This is a genomic window from Reichenbachiella sp. (assembly GCF_033344935.1).
Lineage (GTDB): Bacteria > Bacteroidota > Bacteroidia > Cytophagales > Cyclobacteriaceae > Reichenbachiella.
In genome coordinates, this window is record NZ_JAWPMM010000001.1 from 1,934,379 (window position 1) to 1,960,770 (window position 26,392).

Below are 26,392 nucleotides of genomic sequence, written 5' to 3' on the forward strand. Positions count from 1 at the left end.
AATTTTGGGCAAATATGTAACATTGCACCTCCAAATTCAAGGCAGTCTCCTAGACTATTTTGAAGGGCCTATAACTCAGTTGGTTAGAGTATCTGACTCATAATCAGAAAGTCCCTGGTTCGAGCCCAGGTGGGCCCACAGACTAAGCCTCCAATACGAAAGTGTTGGAGGTTTTTTTTATCCAAAAACGTAAATTGAAAGACCAGTCATTCCGTAGCTCAGCGGAGATGATTTCTACCTTTTGTTTATTTGAGTTCCTGCAAAGAAACCTGTTAGTGCTAAAGTTATTGAGGCAAAATAAGTCGTAATGTTTTCATCAATTTGTTCTTTGACCGCGACAATAATGGTGAAACAAATCACACAGCAAATAATCAAGGCACCGACTATAATACTATTTATATGCGGACCAACATTTTTTTCTAACTTACTGGGTTCTGTACTTATGCCACCTTGTTCATCAGGGTTACGAAGCATCTTTCACCTCCTTCCAAACTGTAATATGAAATTCTCTGAATGTATGTTCTTTTTGGCTTTTTGTTGAATACTTGATCCAAAGAACTTGGTCTTTATTTGTAGACTCCCATATAACTGGGTTTGTGTTCTCAATGTTGAAATCGTGGTACCATCCATGTAAAGTGAATTCTAGAATTCTGCCTTCATCAAATTGTTCAATATCTGCTGCATATTTTTTTCCTTCGTCAACAAATTTGAATTTTAACGTTAGTTTAAGACTCTTTTCTTTTACTTCAAATTGAATCTCATCATACTTGTCGACTAACAAGATATTTTCATTAAAAATGAGCTTCCTTTTGTGCTTTCCGTTTTTTGAGCTTGCTGTTATCATTGCCAATATTATTTTTTAAATATAACAATGTTTAGTTTATTTTTTATTACTTCCTCTTAACCGCATTTATTATTCTGTCAGTGATTGTTTTGAGAGAACGTTTTTAGCTCGTCCTAAAAAATGTTCGACTTTTGATTGTATCTTATTTGTACCTTAATTTGCGAACCTGATTTCAAGCTTTTTGTATCTACTACATGTACATAGTTGTAGTGATTGTCTAAGTATTCTCCGAACAGCCACGACAGTCGAAAGACTATCATCCGCATCTGTATTGGGTGACTAGCCAGCTTCTGAGACAAGACCCCATGCGACCTAACGTACGTATTTAATCACACCAATTTCTTCTCCATGCTTACTTTAACCAGCTGAGCGCTGTTATGCACATTTAGTTTTTTCATGATGTTTCTGCGGTGTGCATCTACTGTTCGGGTGCTCACAAAGAGATTGGCACTTATTTCTTTATTGGTAGAGCCATTGACCAAGTGTTTGAGAATTTCTTTCTCACGTGTGGTCAACGAGGCCCCTAAGTCACCCCCAAGACTTTTTCTTTCGATTAGGGATGCACCTACAATTTCCATGATTGAAGGAGTGTAGAACAATTTTCCTAGTGACGTTTCTTCTATGGCGTGGATCAATTCTTCTTCGTTCGATTTTTTAGGAAGGTAACCCAAAGCACCGGCTTCGAATGATTTTAAAATATTCTCTTCATCAAAAAAGGCCGATAGTATAAGTACATGGGTATGAGGATGGTGTTTCTTCACCTTGGCGGCTACTTCAATCCCAGATAGGCCAGGCATAGTTAAATCGGTTATCAAGACGTTTGGCTTTAGATTATTGACTAGTTCTACTGCTTGAAGTCCATCATTAGCTTCTCCTATAATTTCAATTTTCTTCTTGCCATTGATCAATAATCGGATTCCTTTTCTTACTATTTCGTGGTCGTCAGCCAGCACAACTTTAATCATGAGTTAGGGGGTTAGGTAGAGGTTATGGTTACATGTTGCTAGTTTAAATCTAAAAAATAAACAGGTCTTTCTATAACCTTTAAGAATTTGATTTTGACCATAGTGACCAGAAATGCAAGCTGAAATTTGACTAAAAATGAAGGAAACCGAATGCTGGAGAGAAATAGAAGGGCAGTGGTTATCGGTTTAATGATGAATTAGATTGATGATATCTAGCCTGGAATAGTAAATAAGATGATGAAGAGTAGGAACTCAAGTTTGAGCACGAAACTCGAAGAGCTGTTAATTCTTGAGTATCTTCAGTCAGGATCTAACTTTTATCACTTATGCAGTCTTTACTTCAAGAGATTCGACAATGCGAAATTTGCAAGTCTCAATTAAACCATGCACCCAGGCCTGTCCTAAATGCAAGTAAATCGAGCAAAATACTGATCATCGGTCAAGCGCCTGGTGCCAAAGTGCACGCCAGTGGAGTGCCATGGGATGATAAAAGTGGAGAAAATTTAAGGTCATGGTTAGGTATAGATCAAAAATGCTTTTATGACCCCAAGAATATTGCCATTGTTCCCATGGGGTTTTGTTATCCCGGAAAAGGAAAATCTGGCGACTTACCTCCAAGGCCAGAATGTGCTGCTCAATGGCATGAGGTACTATTAAACGAGCTGAAAGAGGTTAAACTTACACTTCTGATTGGGCAGTATGCTCAAAACTACTATTTAGGTGAAAGAGTGAAGAAAACACTGACAGATACGGTGAGACACTTTGAGGAGTACCTACCGGACTATTTTGTACTACCTCATCCATCTCCGCGCAACAATATATGGCGAGCCAAAAATCAGTGGTTTGATGAGTCTGTTTTACCTCAATTAAAACATTTAATAGATGAAATTTTGTATTGAAAGCTGCACATACCGACTGTATGTGCGTGCTTTCGATTTACTTGATAATTAATCTTTGGATTTGTTGATTATTCGCTTGTGACACGACTACCTGATATACGCCTATGTCCATTCTGGTGTTAGATTGTATCTGATGATTAGAAATACCCAAGATGGCTTCAATCGTTTCACTATGAACCAAATGTCCCATCAAATCATAAATCAAGATTTGGATTGGGGTGTTTTCATCACCGCTGGCAATTCTCACATTGATATTGTACTCATCTGTTGGATTAGGAAATAGCGTAAGTTCCATTTCTGATCTGAACAGATCATTGTCGATTGCAATTGGATTGTAGATCGTGTATGTACCGTCGTAATCCACTTGTACCAATCGATAATAAGATATACCATAATAAGGGTCTTTATCCAAATGGCTATAACTCATTATTTCGTTGATCGTTCCATTTCCATCTATTTTTCCAATCACCTCGAAGGCAATTCCATCACCCGATCTTTCTAGTTCGAAATAATCATTGTTAAGCTCACTCGCGGTTTGCCAATGAATTTCGACGCCTGCATCTGTAAGTAACGCATCAAAACTCATTAGTTCTACTGGAGTTGCAATGGCCAATGATTCGCCGGTATGATCCGAGAAGGAATCGTGTCCAGTATAAGCCAATACATTGGTCGCTACTGTCACAGATCCGCCTATGGCATCTCCTGAAGCAGAGAACTTTCTGGCTTTCAATGCTAGTTCTGTTCCAACTACATCAACTTGTTGATAGGTGTATGAAACGTCGTAATCTAGTGTGCCTGTGATGTTCTCATTATTAAGCGACCAATAACGAGTGATATAGTCATCCTGTTCTATGTTGGTATGTTTAGTATCTCTCATATTGATGGTCACATTGGATGAGCTTAAAGTACCCTGATTCAAGGTGAAAGTAAATGGAGCGTATTCATCACTATCGCCAATCGGGAAGGTGTAAGCTGTGCTCAAAGCCGTAATGGCATGTCGAAGCACTCCAATATTGTCAGCCACGATGTAACTCGTCGCATCACCTCCTGAAATTGTAGAAGTGCTGGTTATGTTCAAATCATTAATGCCCAAATCAATATTTCCAGAAGTCAAAGTAACTGTTCCATTGGTAGATACACTAGATTGAAGGTCCACATCGCCAGTCGCTTTATTGATGATCAGATTATTATAGGTTTCACCTCCGTCTGTGTCGATACTTTGATCTGCAGTACCATCAAAAGTAACTGTACCAGACCGCGGTAAGAAAGTAATTTCACTGGTCCAATGGCCTGCAATCGTAATATCATAATCATTTGTAGTACTTAACTCACGGGCGTCGAAAGTCGCTGCTAATCCAGATGCGCTGGTTAAATTCATGTCTCCAAGTATGACAATATCACCTAATAAGTATTTAACAGATCCAGCTGTACCTTCAGTGAATATGTTGTTGTAAGTCATACTTGTGACACATTGCTCTATCACATTAGGGTTTACGTATCCAATAGAACTACCTGAGGTAGCGACATCTACAGAAGCAGTACCTTCAAGTGTAATACAGCCATCTGAAAATTCAATTGTTTGACCACTTAAATCTAAGGAAGCACCAGTTTCAATCGTCAAAGACCCAACCACAGCATCTGATGATAGGAACATAGGGTGACCACTTACGATGGTTGCATCTGTGCCTTCAGTTGGGACGATTCCTGTAGTCCAAGCTATCGGGTTATTGAAATCGAAACTAGCTCCAGTAGTTTCAAACTTCACAAGTGCAAAAGTAAAGTAGTCGCCTGTATTGAAGTCTAATCCATTGATGCTTACAATATTACCTCCAATATTAGTCAGTGGATATGAATTGTCCACTGTATTGAAATCACCATCGCTGTCAACCATGAGTACCCAAGTCAATCCACTTTCTGGTGGAGTAGGGAGGGCAGAGTTATCTATTTCCAGCGTCACTGTACCTACTTCGTTGGTCTCATCTACACGCCATTCTCTAGCTATTCTTCTTGTGCTACCATTTGGAGTTTCTGTTGTGGTCCAGGCCGTGGCATCCGCATTATCGTTGGCGAATAGTAGATAATCTCCATCTTCAAGGCTATTTGGATTTTTGACGGTTAAATAATCCTCAGACGTTGCTTCGACATGAAGATTAGTTGCATCTTCCCTTCCAATGCCTATCAGATTGCCTGTGAACCCACCTGCTCCATCATAAGCATAGCGGTCTAGCGCCCCAATATTGATGTTGAATCGGGCAGAAAGGTAATTTAGTGTAATGATGCGCTGAGCATCGTTCAAGTTATTGTTGAACACGATTACTTCTCCAATATCTCCTACAAATCCTTCTGCTCCTGTGGTTAATGCACCCAAAGCACGACTTCCACTGATGGCAGTAGGGGTATAGGTGGTACTTGCTTGTGCGACGCCATTTACAGAGTATTCGGCATTATTGCTTCCACTTTCCAAATTGAGTTGAATGATATTTGTACCGGAAACAGCTAGCTCATTTCCTGTCCATCCGTTTTGATCTAAAAATGCACCATTCGAATGATGATAACCAAAAGCTAGATCTTCTGTGCCACTGCCGTCAACGTGAAATAGTACCTGATCACTGGTTGCAGATGAATTGGTCACAAAGAAAAAATCAAAATCTTCAGCACCTTCAGTCAAGGCATCAGCAGACAAATATTGGGAGCCATCAAAACTTACGGTAGCAAGACTATTAATATTGGTACTGGTACTTGGCGAAACCCCGCCATTCAAGTCATTGTTATTTCCTGAAATATCAGTCCAGGTAGCTCCGTCATACTGATCTCCTCTCAACCAAAGCACATTATTTGTCGAATTACCAACTCCACCAGGGCCAGTGCCGCCGGCTGCATCATTATCAATGATAGTGATGGTATGTATCTGATTAGTGCCCAATGTGGCCCCACTAGGGTTGCTAATGGTTACGGTTATGGTTTCTGCCGATTCAGATAAGATATCGTCAACCAATGTAACCAGAATATTTTCATCCATTTCACCTGCACTTATGACAAGTGTACCATCTGCCAGCGTATAGTCTATTCCATCCGTGGCTGTCCCAGCTGTGACGCTATAGTCTATAGTAACATCGGCTACGGAAGTGGTACTCAATGATACTTCTATAGTAGCTGTTCCACTTGTCTCTGAAGCAAAAGAAGAAGTTTCAGTATACGCCACTGTAGGAGCGGTGTCATCATCTGTAATGGTATAGGTGTAACGATCATCTGTACCCAACTGTGCATTGTTAGGATTGGTCAAATCAATCGTAATAACCTCTGTATTTTCATAAAAGGTGTCATTCACAATATTGATATCAAAAGTAGCCGTTGATTGATTGGCAGGGATAGTTACTGTGGTCGTTGATAAAGTGAAATCATCAGTTTCAGTTGCTGTATTCCCAATAGCCACCAGTTCCAAATCCACGGTCGTTGGATTAGACGGGTCAACGACATCTACCTCCACAGTCACTGTTTTACTTGCTACTGATTCCAGCTGAGTATCGCTTAGTGGAGTAGAAAAAGAGATGGCTCTTGTATTGTCATTGTCATGAATGGTGTAGGTATGTTCGGATATACTTCCAAGCGATACATTGGCCGATGGTGTAGTCAACGTGATTGTAATGGTTTCATCATTTTCCAATACGTTATCATCTATTACACCAGGAATAATGTTGGCACTCATCTGACCCTCAGGTATAGTCAGTGTTCCTGCTGTCAATAGATAATCTACATTATTGCCTTGCGCACTGCCACCAGTAGCTGCATAGTTTACAGTTACATCATTTCCCATGGTAAAATTCAGAGAAACTTGAATGTTAGGATTAGCAACGTTCTCATTTCCATCTGAGCTACTCAGACTGAATTGCACTACAGTTTGACCCACGCCTAAAGTAATAAATGTGCCGTCGGCTAGTGTGATCGGGTCTGTAACATGAAATCCAAAAATAGGTGAGTACTCCAATTGATAAGTAGTGGCTCCAGACCTAAAATCACCATCTGCATCGGCCCAAACTACATATTGGTCATATCCGTTAGGAGGCACGGGCAATTGTGTCGTGTCTATTTTAACGATCACTGTGCCTGGAGTACCTGTCAAATCAGTTCTCCATTCTCTTGATATTCTTCTTACATTGGATCCACTATTAGGTGCTTCTGTAGTAGTCCATGTCAGCTTGCTACCACCGTCGTGACCAGCGAAAACGTAGTCTCCATCACCTAATGAGCTAGCCCCACTGAGCATTAGTAAACTATCAGACATGGCTTGTAAATGTTGGCCATCTGCTTCTTGTCCAATGCCCACTACATCTGCGCCATACGTACCGTCATAACTATACAAATCCGTATTGACAGCTATTCCATATTTTGAGGATAGATAGTTTTCAACAATGTTTTGTTGAGCTGTATTAAGTGGTTTTTTATAGATAATAAACTCCGATAAATCTCCTTCAAAGTCCGCGGTAGATTCTCCAGTTGCTCTACTGGCAACACTAAAATCATTGCTAAGTCCCATGACCGCAAAATTGTTGTCACTTGCAAGTGCAGTTCCATCGCGTCTCACTTGAGCATTTGGCGTGGCTTCAGCATCGAAGATCCATGTCGTAATGTCTATATCTGTACTGGAATTTCCTACAAGGAAGTCCCCGCTATTTAAATAGTACAAACCATTGGCACCTTGATTCAGACTGAAATTACCACTTGCTGCTGTTGTAGTTTCTGCCAAGTATTGACCACCAGTTTGTTGTGCAACAGTAAAGAAAGAATAATTTGATAGGGAGTTGCTAAAGTTGGCAGGAGCTCGGTACCCTTGGGTAGCATTCGAAATAGTAATTGTTCCATTGCCATTGAGACCAGTTGCATCATAAGTAGAAGCAATACCTACAGCTGTAAAATCATAATTGTTACCGGATCGATCAGTCCATGTAGTGATGGTCGCACCATCAGTTGGTCCGCTTACCCCAGTTCCATTAATATTTTCTGCATCAAGCCACAATTGATTGCTTTTCTTTCCACCCACTCCACCAGGTCCGTAGAATCCGTACTGTGCATCATTGTCTATCAAGGTGATGGTATGTTGGGTCTGAGCACCTAACGTTGCTCCAGTTGGGGAGCTAATATCTATAATAATGGTTTCGGCACTTTCCTCTTCTGTATCATCTGTTAAAGCAACATTGATGGATTTGATTTGATTACCAGGAGCAATGGAGAGTATACCATCCGCCAAGGCGTAGTCTGTACCAAAACCAATAGCAGTACCGCCAGATACAGCATAATCAACTGTCACAGTTTGTCCTGAAGGATTTGATAGTTCCACAACTATTTGAGCGATGTTTCCTCCTTCATCTATGGTAGTAGCAGCATCTTGAAATTCTAGAGAAACAGGGCTGTCGTTGTCTTGAATGGTATAAGTATAGACTGCATTCGTACCCAAATTCGCATTTCCTGGACTAGTCAAACTGATTTCAATCGTTTCATCAGCTTCATCCAACACATCGTCCAATACACTGAAGTCAAAAGTCACGCTATTTTCTGTAGCTGCAATTCTAACAGTATCAGCAACAAGCGTATAATCTGGAGCTGGAGAATCTTCTGCTGTTCCTCCAGTTACTGATAGATAGGCTTTGGTTTCATTGACTGGATCGGGGTTATTTAGCTCAATAGTTAGCTGAATGTCTGTGACACTTTCGTCACCCGCGGATGCAGCTGCAGAAAATTGAATACTTCGTGCATTGTCATCGTCATTGATGGTGTAAGTATGAATGCTATCTGCACTGTATCTAAAGCCTGAAGGGACATTTCTAAGTTTGATGATAATGGTCTCATCTGATTCTATCAGACCGTCATTATTAATCCCCAACGGAAGGGAAGTACTAGTTTGACCAGACAAAAATTGCAACGTACCAGTGGCTGCTGTTGAATAATCTACATTTCCACCTGTGGCCGTACCACCAGTTATGGCATAATCAAAATTGATATCCGTATTATAGGCATAGTTTAAACTAATGCCAACATTTTCAGATGTACTTTCTAATCCATTTGAATTCGCTAAATTAAATTCAATGGTACGGATAATGATTCCCACTGAAACATAATCTCCAGATGCAACTGGAACTTCAGAAGCCTTGTATTGGCCATCAACTAATGTAGTTTGGTAAACAGAAGCTCCATCAGTGAAGTCACCATCAGCATCCACAAAAATCACATAGTCTTCATAACCTGAGATGATCGTAGGTAGCAAATCAGTATCAAGCGCAATTGTAATTGTCCCCGGATCGTTGTTTAGGTCGAATCTCCATTCTCTGGATACTCTTCGGATACTATCTCCTTCAGGCGTATCTGTGGTTACCCAAGAAGCAATAGATGCATTGTCATGTCCGAATAGCACATAGTCATCGTCCGCTAATGTACTGGCATTACTTATTGTAATTACGCCTGCCTCTGCAGCCACATGCTGGTCGGTAGCTGAAGTCTGCCCAATTCCTGCTACTTCATTGCCATGGGTATTGTCAAATACATATAAATCCGTGGCTACAGGAATGTCATATTTAGAAGATAAATAGTTGTTGATGATGTTTACTTGCGTATTGTTTACCGGTCGGGTAAACATGATCAGCTCAGCAATATCTCCTTGAAAGGGATTTGTTTCTTCTCTTCCAATATAAAAATTGTAATTGGAATGATTGGTAAAAGGGTTTGAATTGGTGGCAGTTTGACCAATAATCCCGTTATTTCTCCAAACAATAGAGCTATCAGAAGTGATTCGATGAGCAAAGATGCTATGATCACCATTGGCCCAAGCCGATGGGTACGTATTGCTTATATTGACTCCTGAAATATCAAAATCGTAATTTCCAGTGCCAGGTATATCTGCAGAAATATTGTTCGCTCCGGTAGCACCAGTTGCAGCAGTAGCTGTGGAATAAGCATTGGATTGTTGAGATAAATTATCTGTTCTCGTGACAATGAAGAAAGTAGCTTCATTGTATGGAAAAGTAGAAGCTGCCAAAGTGGAGTTAGAAATTAGCGCATCATTTACATTGGCAAAACTTATCTCTGCATGTCCGTTTACTGCATCTTCAATTTTTGAGGGGCTAGTACCAACAGGGGTAAAGTCTAAGCCAGTAATAGTAGGAACGGCATTGTCCCAGTTAGTGACGTCGGTGCCTGTAGTGGCAGCTGAGTCTGCTGCCAACCATAATTTTAGTGTTTTTGAACCATCAAATTCACCAACTCCACCGGGGCCGTTGTATCCCAAGTCATCATTATCATTGATGGTCATGGTATGCTGTATGTTTGATCCCAGGGTTGCGTTTGTAGGGCTACTGATATCTAATATTATAGTTTCCAAAGCCTCCAAATCAATATCATCTATGATACTCAAAGTGATATTGGTATTCAAGTCTCCTGCAGTAATGGTTGCTGTACTGGAAGGAATAATAAAATCAACATTGTCTGTGCCAGTGGAACTGCCATTCAATCCATATTGCACTGTGACGTCATTTCCGGACTCCGCATTAAGTTGAAGCCCAATGGTTACGGTTGCGGTTCCTTCATTGATACTAGATTGGGTGTCAACAAAATCAATTTCCGGAACATTATCATCATCTTGAATCGTATAAGTAATGGTGCTATTGCTTCCTATTTTTGCGTTTGAAGATGGGTTTGAAATGGTTAAAATGATAGTTTCATCTACCTCGTCCAGCAAGTCATTAGTTAATTCGATTTCAAAAGATGCACTGGTAGCACCTTGAGGTATGGTCACGGTTCCACTAGCCAAAGTATAATCTTCACCATTCACTGCTGTTCCACCAGTAGCTGTGTATGTAGCAGTGGTTGTGCTTGCATTATCAAATGGGTTGATCGACACAGTAGCTGAGAAAGTTCCATCATTTTCAGCAACAACACATCCTGCTCCTGCTACTTCTGTAAGTGGCAAATTATAAAATGTTGAGTTTTCTATTTGATTGTTGTATTCTGTTTGAATTCTTTCTGGAGATAATAATCCATTATATACCCGGACTTCATCCATAATACCAGTGAATCGATTACCAGTTTCTCCTGAGAGTGTTTCACCACCAATGGCTGCACTACCGACATCTACACCCATTTGAGAAGTGTGTGAGACGTTGGCTGCTTCTTGTCCATTTACATAGATAATTCTGCTACCACCCGCATTGTAGTCAGCTACACCACTAACGAAATTCCAGGCTGCGGCTGTAGCAGCTTGACCTGCTCCACCGTCTACAGATATTGGATTGGTGCCTCTGCTATAAAATCGTACTCGTCCACTACCTGGATCACCAATAGATAATGCATAGCCTTGGGTATTGTTATCATCGTCAATGAAAACCCTTGACCCTGCATTGACATTCGTAGGGTTGACCCAAGCCGTGATTGAAAAATCTTGCTGTAAATCTGGAAAAGATGCCAATTCGATAAAGTCTCCTACGCCGTCAAAATCACGTCCATTTCCAAATCGTCCGGTAATCACATCTGTGCCGTTGTTAGTTCCATCGTATTCATTGGGAGTGGCATCTTCTTCATTGTCGTGCAAATGCCACACACCTAGATATTCATCCCAAACTCTATTACTGGATGGGTCTGTGGTAATGTCTGAATTGCCATAATACATTTCGATGTTCGTGTCGTCATCAAAATCAAGTGTAGGCAAGAGTACCCAGGCAACAAAGTCTCCGTTTCCAGAATTGAAATACTCAATGTCATGGTCGAGCCAGAATGTGCTGTCTTGATATTTGAAATAGATGTCATAACCGTTTGCATTTTGGACATTGGCTGCGAGATCTGCGTCTCCTGCAATATTCACAAGCAAAGGGAAATTCGTTAAGTCTGCTGACCCAATGACTTCGCCACTATTAATGGTCAAAACTTTGCTGAATCCAAACTCACAGGCAGCATTGAAAAAGATATCTCTGGTGTTGTCGTCATCAGAAATAGTGTAAGTGAAACTGGCTTGTGCACCCAGCTGTAGGTTGGCTGAAGGATTACTAAGCGTGATAATAATAGTTTCATCCCCTTCTTTAATGGATTCATCAATGATGCCTAAATCCAAAGTAGATGAAGCTTGTCCCTCTAGGATTGTAAAAGTTCCGGTTGTAGCCGCTGCATAGTCTACCCCTCCGGAAGTGGCTGTACCCGTAAGGGTGTAATCCATGGTGATGGTAGATCCAGCAGCATAGTCTAGTTGCACCGTAACTAAGCCCTGATTTGATTCCGATGATATTATTCCCGAAGAACTAAATTCTGCCGTCCGTTTTAATAGTGCAAGTGTAACATAGTCTCCTTTTGTAACAGCTATAGATTCTGTAGTATACTCACCAGAGATTAAAGTTGTAGGGTATATGGCTGCTCCTGACGAAAAATTACCATCTCCATCTACTAAAATAACGTACTCGTTGTACCCAACTGGCTCGGTGATCACCATATCTGGATCAATCGAAATCGTAATTTCTCCTGGTGTCCCAGTAAGGTCAAATCTCCATTCTCGATCTAATCTTTGGAAATCTCCATCTGGAATATCTGATGTTGACCAAGTTGTTATGTCCTCATTATCGTGACCAAAAAGTACATATTCATCATCATCCAGATTGGTTGGTGCACTGATAGTAATGGCTCCCGCTTTTGCTGCTACATGAGATTCGCCGCTTGTTTGTCCGATACCAGCTACTTCAAAAGAATGAGTGCTTTGCCAAACATAATAATCGTTGGTTATAGGCAAATCATACTTGGCAGCTAAGTAATTATTGATAATAATTCTTTGTGCTTCATTGATAGGTTTTGTGAATAACAAAAACTCTACGATGTCTCCTTGGAAGTCGTTGGTTTCTGATTGCCCCAATTGGAAATAACTGCTTGTATGATTTAGGAACTCACTTGTGCCTGTATTGCTTCCAATTTGTGTATTGTTTCTCCAGGCAGTTTTAGTGCCACCTGAGGAAGCATCAGCTCTATAGGTGAAGATGCCATATTCTCCGACCCAAGTCGGGTCATAAGCTGCATTCAAGCGGCCACCAGCGTTCCAATTTCCAATATCATAATACCAGATGCCATTCCATGGAAGGTGAGAGCCAAATCTATTGACAGCCTGTCCACCGGTTTGCGTATTGGATGTGCCATAGGTGTTGGCTTGTTGTGACATGTTATCATGTCTGGTTACAATAAACGAAGTAGCTTCATTGTATGGAAAAGTGGAGGCACTTAATACGCTGTTGGTTGCCAGATTGTCTTCAACATTATTGAAACTAATTTCTGCATGCCCATTAAGTGTTCCTGTACCATCGTAACTAATGTAGTCTGGGTCGGCAGCTGGTGTGATCATGTCATAAGCACTATTTCCGACAAGGTTTTTCAGATCTGTTACTTTGCCTCCCGTCACAGTTGCTGAGTCCGCCATGTACCACATGGTAAGGGTTCCTGACCCATCTTTGTATCCGACACCTCCAGGGCCATCATACCCTAAATTATCATTGTCGCTGATCGATATGGTTATAACATCATCAGTACCTATTAGAATATCAGGAGAAGGGGTAGGATTGGACAACGTGATTTCTATTGTTTCCAATGTTTCGATGGTGCCATCATCAATGATGTTGGCGATAAAGCTGTTGGTCAAACTACCAGCAAGTATAGTTATCGTTCCACTATTTAATACGAAATCAGAATTTGCTGTGGCACTTCCACCAGTGACGGTATAGGTAGCCGATACATCTTGTCCGGCTACAGCGCTAAGTTGTACAGGGACGTAAAATTGTGAAGTACCTTCATTTACAGTAACTGCCGAAGAGGCAAATTGAACCTCCGGGCCATTATCATTGTCAACAATGGTTAGTGTAATGGTATTGTTTGTTCCTAAGTTCGCATTAGTGGGAGAAGAGAGTGAAATTGTAATAGTCTCATCTGATTCATATATTAAATCATTCGTGATTGACAACTCAAAGTAGTTGCTAGTTTCACCGATATTAATATCTACAGTACCAGAGGCCAATGTATAATCAGATCCATTGATTGCAGATCCAGCTGTTGCAGCATAATTTACCTGAGTAAGCGATCCGCTTGCCGCATTGATAGTAACTGTCAGAGCTACTGTAGCGGTAGATTCGGAAATATCAAATCCTGTGACCACTTCCTCTACGGGATCAATAGTGAGGAATGTGCTGGGATCATCTTGGTTGTTGAATTCTGTAGCAATCCATGCGGCATTTCTTACCACACTTGAAACTCTTACCTCATCAATTGAGCCATTGAAATATCTTGCGCCTTCTCCTCCAATAGAGGCAACACCAGCATCTGTGCTCATAAGTCCAATATCGGATAAGTCAGAGATACTAGAGTTTCCATTGGCATAGATGATTCTGTCTAAGTTTGGACGGTCTATTACAAAAGACACATATTGCCATGTACCTGCAGTATAGGTGTAAGTATCGTCTATATTGGCAGGGCTAAAACCTGTACCGCGTAGTGTACCTCTGATTCGCTCATTTCCTGCTTGACCATAATTCAAGAAGTAGCCTGAATTGTTAACATCATCTGAAAAAAGCATACCATTCTGAGCGGCTGCTCCGGCATTAATCCACATGGATATGGTGAAGGCTCCATCGAGATTAGGAAATGTGTTCAGGTTAATCTGACTACTCCCATCAAAGGATTGACTTCTACCTGTTTTTCCTACAGCATCTGATGTACCCGAATTGGTTCCATTATAGCCATTGATGGAGGCATCTGTAAAATTGTCATCACCCATGTGGTATACAGCGTGATAATCTACCCACGTACTAGTTGAAGATGGGTCAGTTACAACATTGGCATTGCCATAGTACATGTCAATCTCTGTATCTTCATTATAGCTGAGTGAAGGAATTCTTACCCAAGCGACATACTCTCCTGTAGCCCCATTGTAATACTCCAGATCATGATCTAGCCAAACCACCGAGTTGGCCAAAGTAAAACGAACATCAAATCCAGAAGTGTTTTGTATTTTGCCTGAAGCGGTTTCGAAATCCACATCTGTAAAAGAGATCATTACAGGAAAGTCATCCAAGTTGGATGATCCGGAAACCTGGCTGCTATTGACAGTTATGTGTTTTTTATAGGCATAGCTAAAAGGAGCATCAAATTGAATGATCTGCGTATTGTCATTATCATTGATCGTGTAGGTATGAGTTGTGTTAGAGCCTAATATGCCAAATTCCGGATTAGCCAATTCGATGATAAAAGTTTCATCCGGTTCCACATCACCGTCTGGCAAAATTGCAGCAGTTGTAATATTGGCAGAGGTATTTCCTGCAGGTATAGTAAGGGTACCGTCAGTAAATGTATATTCTGTATTGATTACTGCTGTCCCACCATTAATGGCATAATCTACATCAATGTCAGCCGATATTGCATAATCTATTCTTACATTGAAGTCGGGGGAGTTGCTTGCCTCCTCATCTCCGGCAGAATTGGTGTTTGTGAATTGGATATTCGGCCTATAGGCACCGACCGTTACATAATCCCCGTCAGCTATTGTCAGGTTGTAAGCTTCATAGATGCCACCATTTAATGTTAAGGGATAGGCTACAGCACCATTGCTAAAATCGCCATCTGAATCAACCCAAAGTGTATAGAAATCAAAATCAGCATTTAAAACTGGGAGATTCGAAGGATCTATAGATAAAGTTACTGTGCCAGGGTCGTTCGTAACATCAAATCGCCATTCTCTTGCGATTCTTTCTAGGTTAGGATCTCCATTGATTTGTTCGGCAGATGTCCAGGTGGATACATCTGCATTGTCATGACCGAATAACAACCAGTCTCCATCGTTTAGCGCGGAAGGGCTGCCTACACCAATAATGTCTCCTGAATAAGAATTCGTATGGGAGTCTGCCCCTGTTTGACCTATTCCTGATACGTCATGTCCATGAGTGTTTTCGAAAATGTAAAAGTCATTTGCTACGGGTAACTTGTATTTGGCAGCTAGATAGTTTTCAATCAGTATTCGTTCCGCATTATTGACTTTATATTGTATAATGGCAAATTCCAGAACATAGCCGTCCCATCCCGTACTTCCGTTATCTTTTGGACCACGACCAATGACAGCTTTTGATGCACCGGTTACAAGCCCTGTTTGAATAGTTCCTTGATTAGTGGGGACGTCTTGTACTCCGTCAAGCCAAAGTTCATTGAATTCTCCTTGTTGCCAAAGTCCAAGCATCAATTGAGGATCTACCGTATGGGTATCGTCAGCTGACTCATATTGATTTTGCCCACCTGCTTCAACTCCGAATTTGATTACATTGTCTCCTCCACCATAGGCACCAGCATTGTCATATCTCCAGGTAAATTCATCATCGGCGCCATCTGGATCTTCAGAATCGAAAATCCCTACATCGATGGTAGCTAATTCATCAGATTGAATAAGTGTTAAAAGTGTGTATCCCGTCTGGTTGTTGATATAGTTTTCGCCATCCTCATCTTCAAATCTGGAAGCATCTCCATGAAAAAGTACACCTGGTTGTCCATTTATAGAGGAGGTTCTCAATATTGGTCTTAACCCGCCATTTCCTGCGAACGAGGTAAAATCATTTCCATTCCCAGATTTATCCGGCCATGTTATAATTTCATTTCCGTCTCCAACAGAAAGGTCAGAAGCCCGAAGCCATACCGGAACATTTGTAGAATTGCCCACCCCACCTGGTCCTGTCTGGGCATTTACGCCGCATGCATACCAAATTAATAATAGAAACGCAGGTATTGATTTCCACCTTTTCATAATAATTAATCCTTTTCAAGTAAATCTGAATACAAAGTAGCTCTATTTTGATCTTCACTTCATCGGTATTGTGTACTATTTAGAAAAAACAGAGAATCCCCTAGGCATATAGGGGGATTTCCTAGGTGTGTGAATTTTTGACTAGAGATATAGCTAAAAATTGTATTATTATAATAAATAATGGTTATTTACCCGTGTTATGTTGAATTATTTAAGGAGTAAGATGAGTATAGAAATTAGATGATTGTTATAATCAGTTGAATTGATTAACGGACGCTTAACCTTTTGATTTCTTTGTTATTACCCTGCTGAACAGCGATTAAATAAATACCTGCCTGGATTTCTTTATAAACTCCTAATTGGATATCTATGAGCCCTTGGTTCGGAGTCACCTGTTCAAAGTGGATTAGTGTTCCGGACAGGTCAAACATAGAAACCTGAATGATGGTATTTTCATCTCCACTAATTAACCTAAGGTTTACGTTATTTGAGTTGGTCGGATTTGGAAATACGGACACTTCTATTCCAGATCTGTAGCCTTCATTGTTGACGGTAACTGGAGCATGTACATTTCTAGTCCCATCATAATCTACCTGAACTAATCTGTAGTAGGACAATCCATAGTAAGGATGACTATCTATGAATTGATAGTTTACAAACTCATTAGTGGTGCCACTACCGTCTATCTCTCCAATAGTGTCATAGTTTTCACCGTTGGTAGATTTTTGCACTTCAAAGTACTCGTTGTTGAGTTCTGATGATGTTGTCCAGTTTAGTTCTACCTGATTATCGATGAGATCCGCTGTAAATCTTACCAGCTCCACAGGAAGGGCAACCGTCGTTATTCCGCCAAAAGAAAAGGTACTAGATGAAAAATCAGAGGCGGTTTGAGAGGTAATAGAACCACTCGATTCATTTCCTGCAGGAGAACCTCCTAAGTTGACCCATTCGCTTGCTGTTGGCCCATTATAAATGGCAATTCTCACATCTTCTATGACATGTACGCCCATACCAGATATTACACCTAATTCTACATTGGCTGAATTACTTCCGCTAGGAGTGATAGTCCATGAGTTAAGTGTACTGATCTCAACCATAGCCCCATAACCGGCATTTGTAGTAATGTCAATTGTTTGCCCGCTGTTTGCATTAGATGAGAAATATTCTGCTGTCCAATTTTGACCGCCTGTGCCTACATTTTCTATACGGGCGTATCCATATCTGCTGCTATTGCCAATTGGGAAAGTGAAGTTTGCGCTTGCTGCTATTCCGTTTTTTGTCAATGGGCCTTCCACGTAGCTGGCTGAAGATCCTCCGACGATAGACGCTGAGGACGTCAAAGTCAAAGTATTGCTTCCATCTGTTTGAATATTTTGAGAGGTAAGAGTCAATACACCATCTACCTCAACAGCATTGCCTCCATCTATAATACTCAAATCACCTGATGATTTATTAACTGTAAGTCTATTGAAAGCTTCAGCACCAGTGAAGTCACCGGAAATAGTTTGGGTACCAGTTCCATCTGCCGTGAATGTTGTAGTGGTCGCATCAACGCTAAATGTGCCAGTAGTTTTTGTTATGTCTTGCGCAAAATTAAAATTGCTTGAATTGGCTCCGGAGATCGTGCTTGACCCGGCAATGGTTAAATCACCTTCCAGATCAATCGTTCCATTTGTGCCTAAAGCCACAGTACCTCCGTTGAGAATTAAATCACCAAGTATGATGAGATCGTTGTTTCCAAGATCAAGTGTTCCAGCTGTGACGGTTACATTACCATTTACTGTAAAAGTGGTGTTTGTTCCTAAATCCAATGTACCATTGGTCAGCGTCATATTGCCAAGGACTTCAACGGTTACATTAAAATCATTGTTAAGTGTTGTGCCACCGCGAAGCTCTAAATCATTACAAATGGTAATGTCGGTGTTCGGAAATGATTTTGTACCTGTACCGTCGATCAAAAGGTTTCTAAGGTTGGCAATTTGGTCGGGTAAGGTGTAATCATCATTGTCATTGAATGCTAAAGTACCTCCAGTAGAGCAGTTGAAGAAATCGTCATAAATACCTGCTGGTAAGTTGCCTCCTCCAGAAATCACTAAAGTTCCTGTGCCAGATACTCGTCCTAGTCTGGCATTGGTAGCTAAAGCTGAAACAGTCAATGTTCCATCAATTACTGTTTTGTATGCCAGTAGATCTGGACCGTCCATGATAATTTCATCACCGGCCAATATATCTACAATAGCTCCTCTTGGAGCTGAGTTTGTATCCCATGAACCATCTGTAGTCCAGTTTCCTGTACCTCCAGATACATTAGAAGTTACGGTCTGTACCTGATTTGGAATTGCCCCATCTACACCTGCTGTATAATCACCACCGATTCCAGAATCACCCGTCGCACTAATGACATCAAAGGATAGTGTGTTACTACCGTCTCTAGATTGGTAGTTGAAGCCAGTTTCGAGTTTATTCCAGGTGTCTGATGCGTCGGGGAGGAGACGAGCGGTATTGTAGTCATTTAGTGTAAATGGAGAGGTGACATAGGCATCCGAACCGAAATATGTAAAGGTTAAATTACCAATAAAGTCTGTCATCCCTGATGAGGTCACTTCCCAATAGTATTGTAGTACGTTGTCTTGATCAACGAACTCTGGTGAATCAACATCTTCCTGTACATTAGGGTGCGGTTCATCTGCTGCTCTGATGGCAATCGTTGCGTTTGTTTCACTGTTTTGTGTCAAAGAAATAACCACTGGTGTGTACTTATTTCCTGAGCCTATGGGATAGGTGAAGGCACTAGCTGCCGTGCCATTATATACCTTGATAACACCAGCATCTGTAAAACTCCTTCTGGTCTGAACCATTTTCGATGAAGAAAACCCTCCGCCGCTAGCATCGAAGAAGACTGCATCCTCATTCATTGTCAATTGGAAGCCCTGAATGTCTAATGACCCTGTGTGCAATCTAACTTGCTCAGTAATAACTACGTCGTTGTTTATAGTAACATCAGAAGCGTTTTGAACCTGAATTCTACTGAAAGTACCTGTTCCATTAATATCTTGTGGAGTAGAGCCCGCTAGAATAATACCACTGTTGCTTTTTGTTCCATTTGTATTGGTATGAATGGCTGAGTTAGTGACTGTACCTGAAACAGTAATATCGTTGTTGTTGTCATCTAATGTTCCTGAGGTAATGTTCAAATTGTTTTGAATGGTTAGGTCACTGGAAGCCTGTAATTGAACCGTGTTGGCACTTGATTTATTCAAGTTGTAAAAAGTGGTAGCACCAGTTATTAATTGGGTGCTTGAGCCATTAAAAGTTGTGGTGTTTGAATTTGGAGTAAATGTTCCGCTATTGGTAAAATCCCCAGCAATAGAGAGAGCCAAGCCAGAAGCATCCAGGATAGTATTGGCTTCAATCGTTAAGTCATTATTGATGGTCAGAGGCGTATTCAACAAACTCAGCGTCGGATAGTCAGAAGTACCAGATGAGTTATCTACAACTATATCATAAAGATTGATGAAACTCTTAATAGATAATGCCTCAGTTCCAGAAACTGTAGAGAGATCTCCGAATTGAATAGTTGTACCAGTGCCTACGGCGTAAGTATCAGGGTCCAAATATAAGGATGCTACAGATGCAGTAGATAAATGGTTTGCGATGGTAATTGAGCCACCTGAGAAGTTAAACGAACTTCCGGTTCCATAGACAGCAAACATAGGCTTGTTCGTACTAGGTGATCCTCCATTATTGGTTCCAATAAGGGCTGTACCACCTGATTGGTTATAACTCAATATCCCTCCAGAGGTAAAGATGGATTCACGAATTTGCGATCCTACCAGCAACTGTGCAGTCCCACTTAAGTCTATACTTGCAGAGCCTGAACTTGAATATTGCAGATAGTTGTTGTTTCCACCATCCATGTCTAATATTCCAGTTCCATCCAATGTGATTGACCCATCTAGTGTTATGCCTAAATCATCTCCAAGGACGGTCATTGTACCAGCACTAATTTGCAGACCAGCAGTAGCTGGAATGTTGAAGTCAGAATCATTTGTTTCATTAGTTAAAATAATATCATTCGCATCTCCGATGTTGGTGTCATTAATAACTAATACTCCATTTTGAAGTTCAATCGGCTGAACCGTAGCCGTAGGGGTGCTTAGCGTAAAATCATCATTGAATGTGAAGGAATAGGTCTGATCAGTTCCCTTATTTTGAACAATCCTGTGTAGATCAGGGGTGGAGGTAGACGTTCTTGAATAGCTATTATTACTTTCTCCTTGTAGCTCTAAGATTGCTCTTGGTCTGGCATTGTCAGCATTGTAGAGGTCAAAACTGTGTCCATTTTCCGCTCCGTGAATGATGTCTCCCTTAAGGATTAGTGTATGTTCCAGATCTACTGCTGCATCGGCAACGATCAAATCACGATCTTGTGGATTTGTAAATGGATCCACAGTATAATCAATATCTCCATTCACAGTTACGGTCACTGCTGAACCACTATTTGGAAATTGGAAAGTTCCCCCCACCCAAGTTCCGATGACTAGATCTTCACCAATCGTCATGTCCTGTACAGGAATTAACGTCCCGTTTCCTTGTACCACTACATTGGCGTTAGTTGTAATATTTTGATCGATGGTATAAGTGGCTGATTCTACCATCAGATTAGGGATGGGGGTGGGAATGTTATTGAGTGTAGCAGTACCTCCAAAGTATAGGTAGTATGAATCAGTATTTTCTCCAAAATCTCCAAAATCGCCATTAGCAGTAATTGCTAATGTGGCGTCAAAAGAGACCATGCCTGAGCCTGTAACCAGTCCCAGGTTGTAGGTGCCAGCAGTTAAAAATTGTAGCCTTGGTAAATCTTCAGATGTGGGGTCGGGATAGGTCGTATAGTCGTGTTCGAATATTACCGCACCTAAATCATTGATACCTGCTAATACATTGACACGGTGAGAATCCCCGGCACCGTCTGACTGGATGATGACTACGCTGCCTTCAGTAGGCACTTCTTGGGTACCAGATCCATCCTGTACATTTCTAGACCAGGTGGCGGCAGTGTTGAAATTTCCATCCTGACGAGAATAGTAAATAGTTGGATTGCTGTTGAAGCGGTTGTTATGTCCAGCGCTATAGAAGGCTTTATCTAATGGAATGGTAGAATCGTCGAATGTGATTTCATTAGTTCCAGCATTGTAATCGTTTTCTGTAGAACGGGTAAAAGGCAATACTGCTAATCCTTTACCACATCTCCAACTTCCCGTACCAGAACCATCCAAATCCACTTCGTCATGAATAAAAACCTGCGAGCTTACCTGTGGCAAAACGGTGAAGTCAGAATGGTTGACTCGCCAGTAATAACTTAGAATACCCCCAGCTCCAGGGTCGTTGGATGGTATCTCATCATCTGCTACACTCACTGTGATATAGCCATCGTCAGTTAGAGTAGAAATATTTATGCTTGCAGGAGTATATCTAGAGCCGTCCGTAACGTCCTGGTTATTAGCGTCTGTTCCAATTGGAAATACGAATGTGCCTGTGGCATCTACATACATTTCAATTCCACCATCTGAAGCATTTCCATCTGTTTGCACAAATCTGTTCGCTCCAAATCCACTAATCGTTGCTGATGCTCCTTGCATACGGAGTTTGCTAGAGTTTATGTCCAACAACTGGTCCTGGCTAAAGGTTAATGTTCCTGTAACCACCTGGTCAGCAGAGAAACTAACATCATTGGATGCATCATTTAGATTGACATTTCCAAATACACCATTCCCATCGCCGCTCACTGCATAGTCAGTAGAGCCTCCACTAAATTCTAAGGCCCCAGTTCCAGTACTTTGGTGTGTTCCAGAGTTGGATAGACTGCCCTGAACGATAATATCTTGATTGGCATTATCTATAGAAGCACTCGATCCGATAGTCAATGAATTGTTGACGGTCATGTCTCCACTATTGATTGTCTTCAGGCCTGTGCCGGACACATTCACATCATAAAAATCACCATATGTACCTGCTAATGTAATGGTCTGACTCGCCTCGCCATTAAATGTAGTCGTGTTGTTTCCTCCCTGGGTATAGGTAGATCCGGTTGCAATATTAAAATTTCTACCCAGCGTAATGTTATTTCCTCCCAGTCTAAAATCTGCCCCACTAGCTAATATTAAGTCATTAGATACGGTAATGTCCGACTGTATATCGACAAACTCAGTGTCGTCATCAGTAATCGTAAGGTTATAAAAATTTGGAGTAAAATAGATTTCAAAACCGTCTGTTCCCAATTCTCCTGGCTCGATGTCGATTTCGATAGTCCCACCTGTCACGCTGTAATTGCCTTCAGCAACGTCTACATTTATACCGTTTACTACTCCTGATCCGGCTAGGACTCTTTCATTGTAATCTTTAAGGATGATGCTACCACCAGACATGACAAAAACCCCATTGGTAGATTTGAAATCAAATAGACCAATAGTGTCGTCCCAGGTATTACCAGCTTCTGTAGTTCCTACCAAATTAAGTGTACCTCCACTCTGCTGATATACGATTTTCGCATTAGCTCCTCCACTATTTCTCAGCTGAGGTAGTGTCATCGTTCCTCCTTCTATGATCAAATTGGGAGAGCCATATTGTGAAAAGAAGGAGCCGGGGGCTTGATGAGATTCAAATGTGCCATCTGTTAATCGCCATTTACCCATAAAGGTAACGGATTGTTGTTGGCCAGTAGCCCCTCTTACACCATCAATATCTACGGCATCAAGTTCTGGATCTATGGCTGCAATTTGGGCTTCACTATTTGCGGTTGCCCATACTTCCACATTTGGACCATCCATCCAAAGCGCACCACTCTCTGGGATCATCCAGGATCCATTGGTTCCGCCTCCCAGGTTAACATTGCCTTCAGAAAGTGAGGGAATAAATGTACTACCAGTTAAGTGCAGCGTTCCATTTTGAATATATATTGGTTTTCCAACTGTCGGATTGGCACTATTAGGGGTATTGCCAATATCATTTCTTCCGTAAACTCGAAAGTTTTCCAATGCGGAAGGGTTGACAGTAAGTAAGTAGGTTTGATCTGTTCCTTTATCGATGACCAGGTCATAAAAATTGGTCGTGTTATTACAGGTCAATGTATTATCAGATTGTCCTGTAAACCGCACAGTTACAGCGCCCTCATTTGCCCCTGTTGGAAAGGAATCAAAATCGTATCCACTGAGGTTGGAAAAATTAATTATTCCATTGTTGGTCAAGTCGCCGTATAAGTTGAGTCGGTGATAGGTAGTGTGGTAATCAGCCGGACCAGTTGGGTCGCCGATATCTCCGCTACCTACTGATATTTCTCCATTAGCGGCGACGTTCAGGTTTCCGAGAACATCTATAATCAACCGAGTAGTGCTCGCATCATTAATTTGAAAATCACCTCGAGTAATAGTCAGGTTGTTATTAACAGTTATATCACTAGTAAGAATAAGATGCTGAGCTGAAGAATTGAAATTGAGCACCAAGTTATAAAAAGAGGTCAAGCCTGAGGCCGAAGTCAAGTTTACATCACTGGACCCATAATATTCCACTGTACCAGCTCCAGAACCTGCATTGGTAAAAACACTGCCGTCTGTTATGGTTGGGAGGATATCATCGCTCAATCTGATTGTGCCTGATCCTTCCAGTTCAGTAACCGTTCCATGACCTGTACTGCTGCCAAAATCAAGTGTCCCATTGACTACCAGTTTAGAAAGCGTACCGGATATATCACCATTGCCTACCGTTACTGTTTTACCAGAGAGAATGGTAACTATATCTGTCGCTGCTGTAGGAGAAGTGTCAGGAGTTAAGCCGTCAGGGTTGTTGTAAATAGCTCCAGCGGGATCAAGCGTCCATGTATTGGTATTTGACCAGTCGCCTGAATTAATAACATACCATTTTTTTGACGTAGAAGGACTACCAAGCGTGAAGTAACCACTATTTAATTCTCCATCAGTCAATGTGAACCGTATTCTGTCTCCATTGAATGTAGGGTTGGTAACCATGCTTACCTGAGTGAAGTCACCAGAAGTTCCTGCTCGAGTCAAAAGACTGAAATCAGTTGCAGTTAGTCCAGTGACATCAGTGTACATTCCGGATTCCACGATGTCGAATTCAATAATGCCACCAAGATTTCCAGTTTTTTCCAGATACCAAATTCTATTATAGCGTTCGGTATTTGCTATACCGGTTAAGTTTGTTGATGTGGTACTTAGATTACTATTGTTGTGTCCTGTGAAAAGGTATTCATCATTTGAGAATGCATCTGAGCCATTTTCAGATAAGTAGATAGTGCCACCCTCTCCAGTAGTTGCGTTATGAGTTGTGGTGTTGAGTTGTCCAACTCCTACCAAATTGTACCGGTAGTTAGCACCAGCGCCACTATAGTGATCATTTCCCCCGATAGAAATACCAAATTTTTCCGAATAGTAGTTTTCAACTACTCTAATTTCAGCTTCGTTTAAAACCACATCATAATAAATTAGCTCTCCAAGGTATCCGTCAAAGTAATTAGCACTTGAAGCATCGCTACCTATTTTAATTTGAACGGCATTGTGATCACCTATGGTGGTAGGGATTGATGTGTTATTTGTATAGGTGACCCCATCCAGTGTAAGCGCTATTTCTGCAGGACCTGCAGCACCATCATAGGTACAACTAACAATATGGCTTTGTCCAGCAATGATTGAGGAAGCCGGACTTGATACAGTATAGCTTGAAGACCCATTGTTAATTCCGAAAGTCATACTTCCGTCGGCAGCTATATAAGCGTATATCCCATTAGTACCATCTCCTTGCTGATAAATGTATTGTAAACTACCTACTGTAGAAGGCTCGATGATCATGAACATGGTTCTAGCATTGAGCGTAGAGGCAGGGCTAATGCTATTGGAAGGGTCAGCCAAGTCTAGGAACTCACTACTGGCAGCTGTGAATAAAACTCCTGGTTCGGCATTTGTGCCAATTCCCGCAGAGGCATCAAATGTAGGGTTCGTGGCCGTGCTGTTGTTAGTGGCGTCGTTGCTGTTTGCTCGATCAGTCCAGGTGGTTACGTTGTTGGTGCCATCATAGGTCAGGCCTTTATCAGATCGAAGCCAAAAGGTAATGTTGCTCGCAGGCGAATTAACTCCACCAGGCCCGGTTTGAGCATATGTTGATCCTGCGCCTAGCAGGACAATGACTAATGAAAGTAGAAGGTTTTTCATCAAAGTTCTTATTTCAATTATTTCAGGTCAGGTCATTACAACCTTCAGGATTTACTATTTTGACAAATACAACCAGCTGCTATGCGCCAGTTATATCTACAATGCAAAAATAGAAAGCATATAAACACTATATATACGTAAACCCCTCTATTTGCAAAAAATGGGTATTCCCCTAACATTATAGGGGGATTTCCTACGAATGCTGCAAAATATTCGATTAATGAGTAACAAATTGTATTATTCTAATAAAAAATAATCAATTATCATTTTTTAATTGTACTACCCTGGAAGAGTGGCTTTTCTCGTACTGGGTTAATTAGATTTTTGAGTGGCACTATTGCGAGAAGAAAATGGAAATCGAAAGTTTATATTTTAATGAGACATAAAAAAAACGAGGAAAACCAAAACCTCGTTTTTTTATTATGAGAAAAATTACTGATTGAATTTCGTTTAATCCAATCACGTAATGACAACTGATTATTTCCAAATGTTAGCAAAAGAAAAATCAGTAAATTGGATGTTAAATGTTGAACTTCTTAACCTGTAAGACTGCAACGCTTATAAGCTTGCCTGATATCAAGTCCGATACATTAGCTGTGTATCAACAAATTGAGAATTTAACCTTTAACACTGACAAAACAGCTGGTGAATTTGATCCCCCTATACTTTTTTAT

At 41.0% G+C, this 26,392-nt stretch carries 5 protein-coding genes and 1 tRNA gene; 2 read left to right on the forward strand and 4 right to left on the reverse strand.

Features of this window, described 5'->3' with window-relative positions:
- The first annotated feature begins 64 nt into the window (after nucleotides 1-64).
- A tRNA-Ile gene (locus R8N23_RS08425) sits at nucleotides 65-138 on the forward strand.
- Between the two features lie 325 nt (nucleotides 139-463).
- Here the strand turns inward: R8N23_RS08425 and R8N23_RS08430 are convergent.
- Both R8N23_RS08430 and R8N23_RS08435 read right to left on the reverse strand, forming a co-directional pair.
- Nucleotides 464-844 carry a DUF6864 domain-containing function gene (locus R8N23_RS08430; RefSeq protein WP_318171143.1) on the reverse strand — a complete coding sequence of 127 codons (381 nt, stop codon included), beginning with the start codon at nucleotides 842-844 and terminating at the stop codon, nucleotides 464-466.
- Nucleotides 845-1,173: 329 nt separating this feature from the next.
- A complete protein-coding gene (locus R8N23_RS08435; protein WP_318171144.1) occupies nucleotides 1,174-1,809 on the reverse strand; it encodes a response regulator transcription factor in 636 nt (211 codons plus the stop codon).
- A 326-nt stretch (nucleotides 1,810-2,135) separates the two neighbouring features.
- Between R8N23_RS08435 and R8N23_RS08440 the strand changes: the two genes are divergently transcribed.
- Nucleotides 2,136-2,708: a uracil-DNA glycosylase family protein gene (locus R8N23_RS08440; protein ID WP_318171145.1), complete on the forward strand. Its 573-nt coding sequence runs from the start codon at nucleotides 2,136-2,138 to the stop codon at nucleotides 2,706-2,708.
- Between the two features lie 37 nt (nucleotides 2,709-2,745).
- Here R8N23_RS08440 and R8N23_RS08445 read toward each other — a convergent pair whose 3' ends face one another.
- Together R8N23_RS08445 and R8N23_RS08450 are read right to left on the reverse strand one after the other, a co-directional pair.
- Entirely contained in the window at nucleotides 2,746-16,497 is a 13,752-nt protein-coding gene (locus R8N23_RS08445) for a DUF2341 domain-containing protein (RefSeq protein ID WP_318171146.1), read from the reverse strand.
- A gap of 266 nt (nucleotides 16,498-16,763) precedes the next feature.
- Nucleotides 16,764-25,718 (reverse strand): LamG-like jellyroll fold domain-containing protein, encoded by an 8,955-nt coding sequence (locus R8N23_RS08450; protein ID WP_318171147.1) that lies wholly within the window; start codon nucleotides 25,716-25,718, stop codon nucleotides 16,764-16,766.
- Between the last annotated feature and the right edge of the window lie 674 nt (nucleotides 25,719-26,392).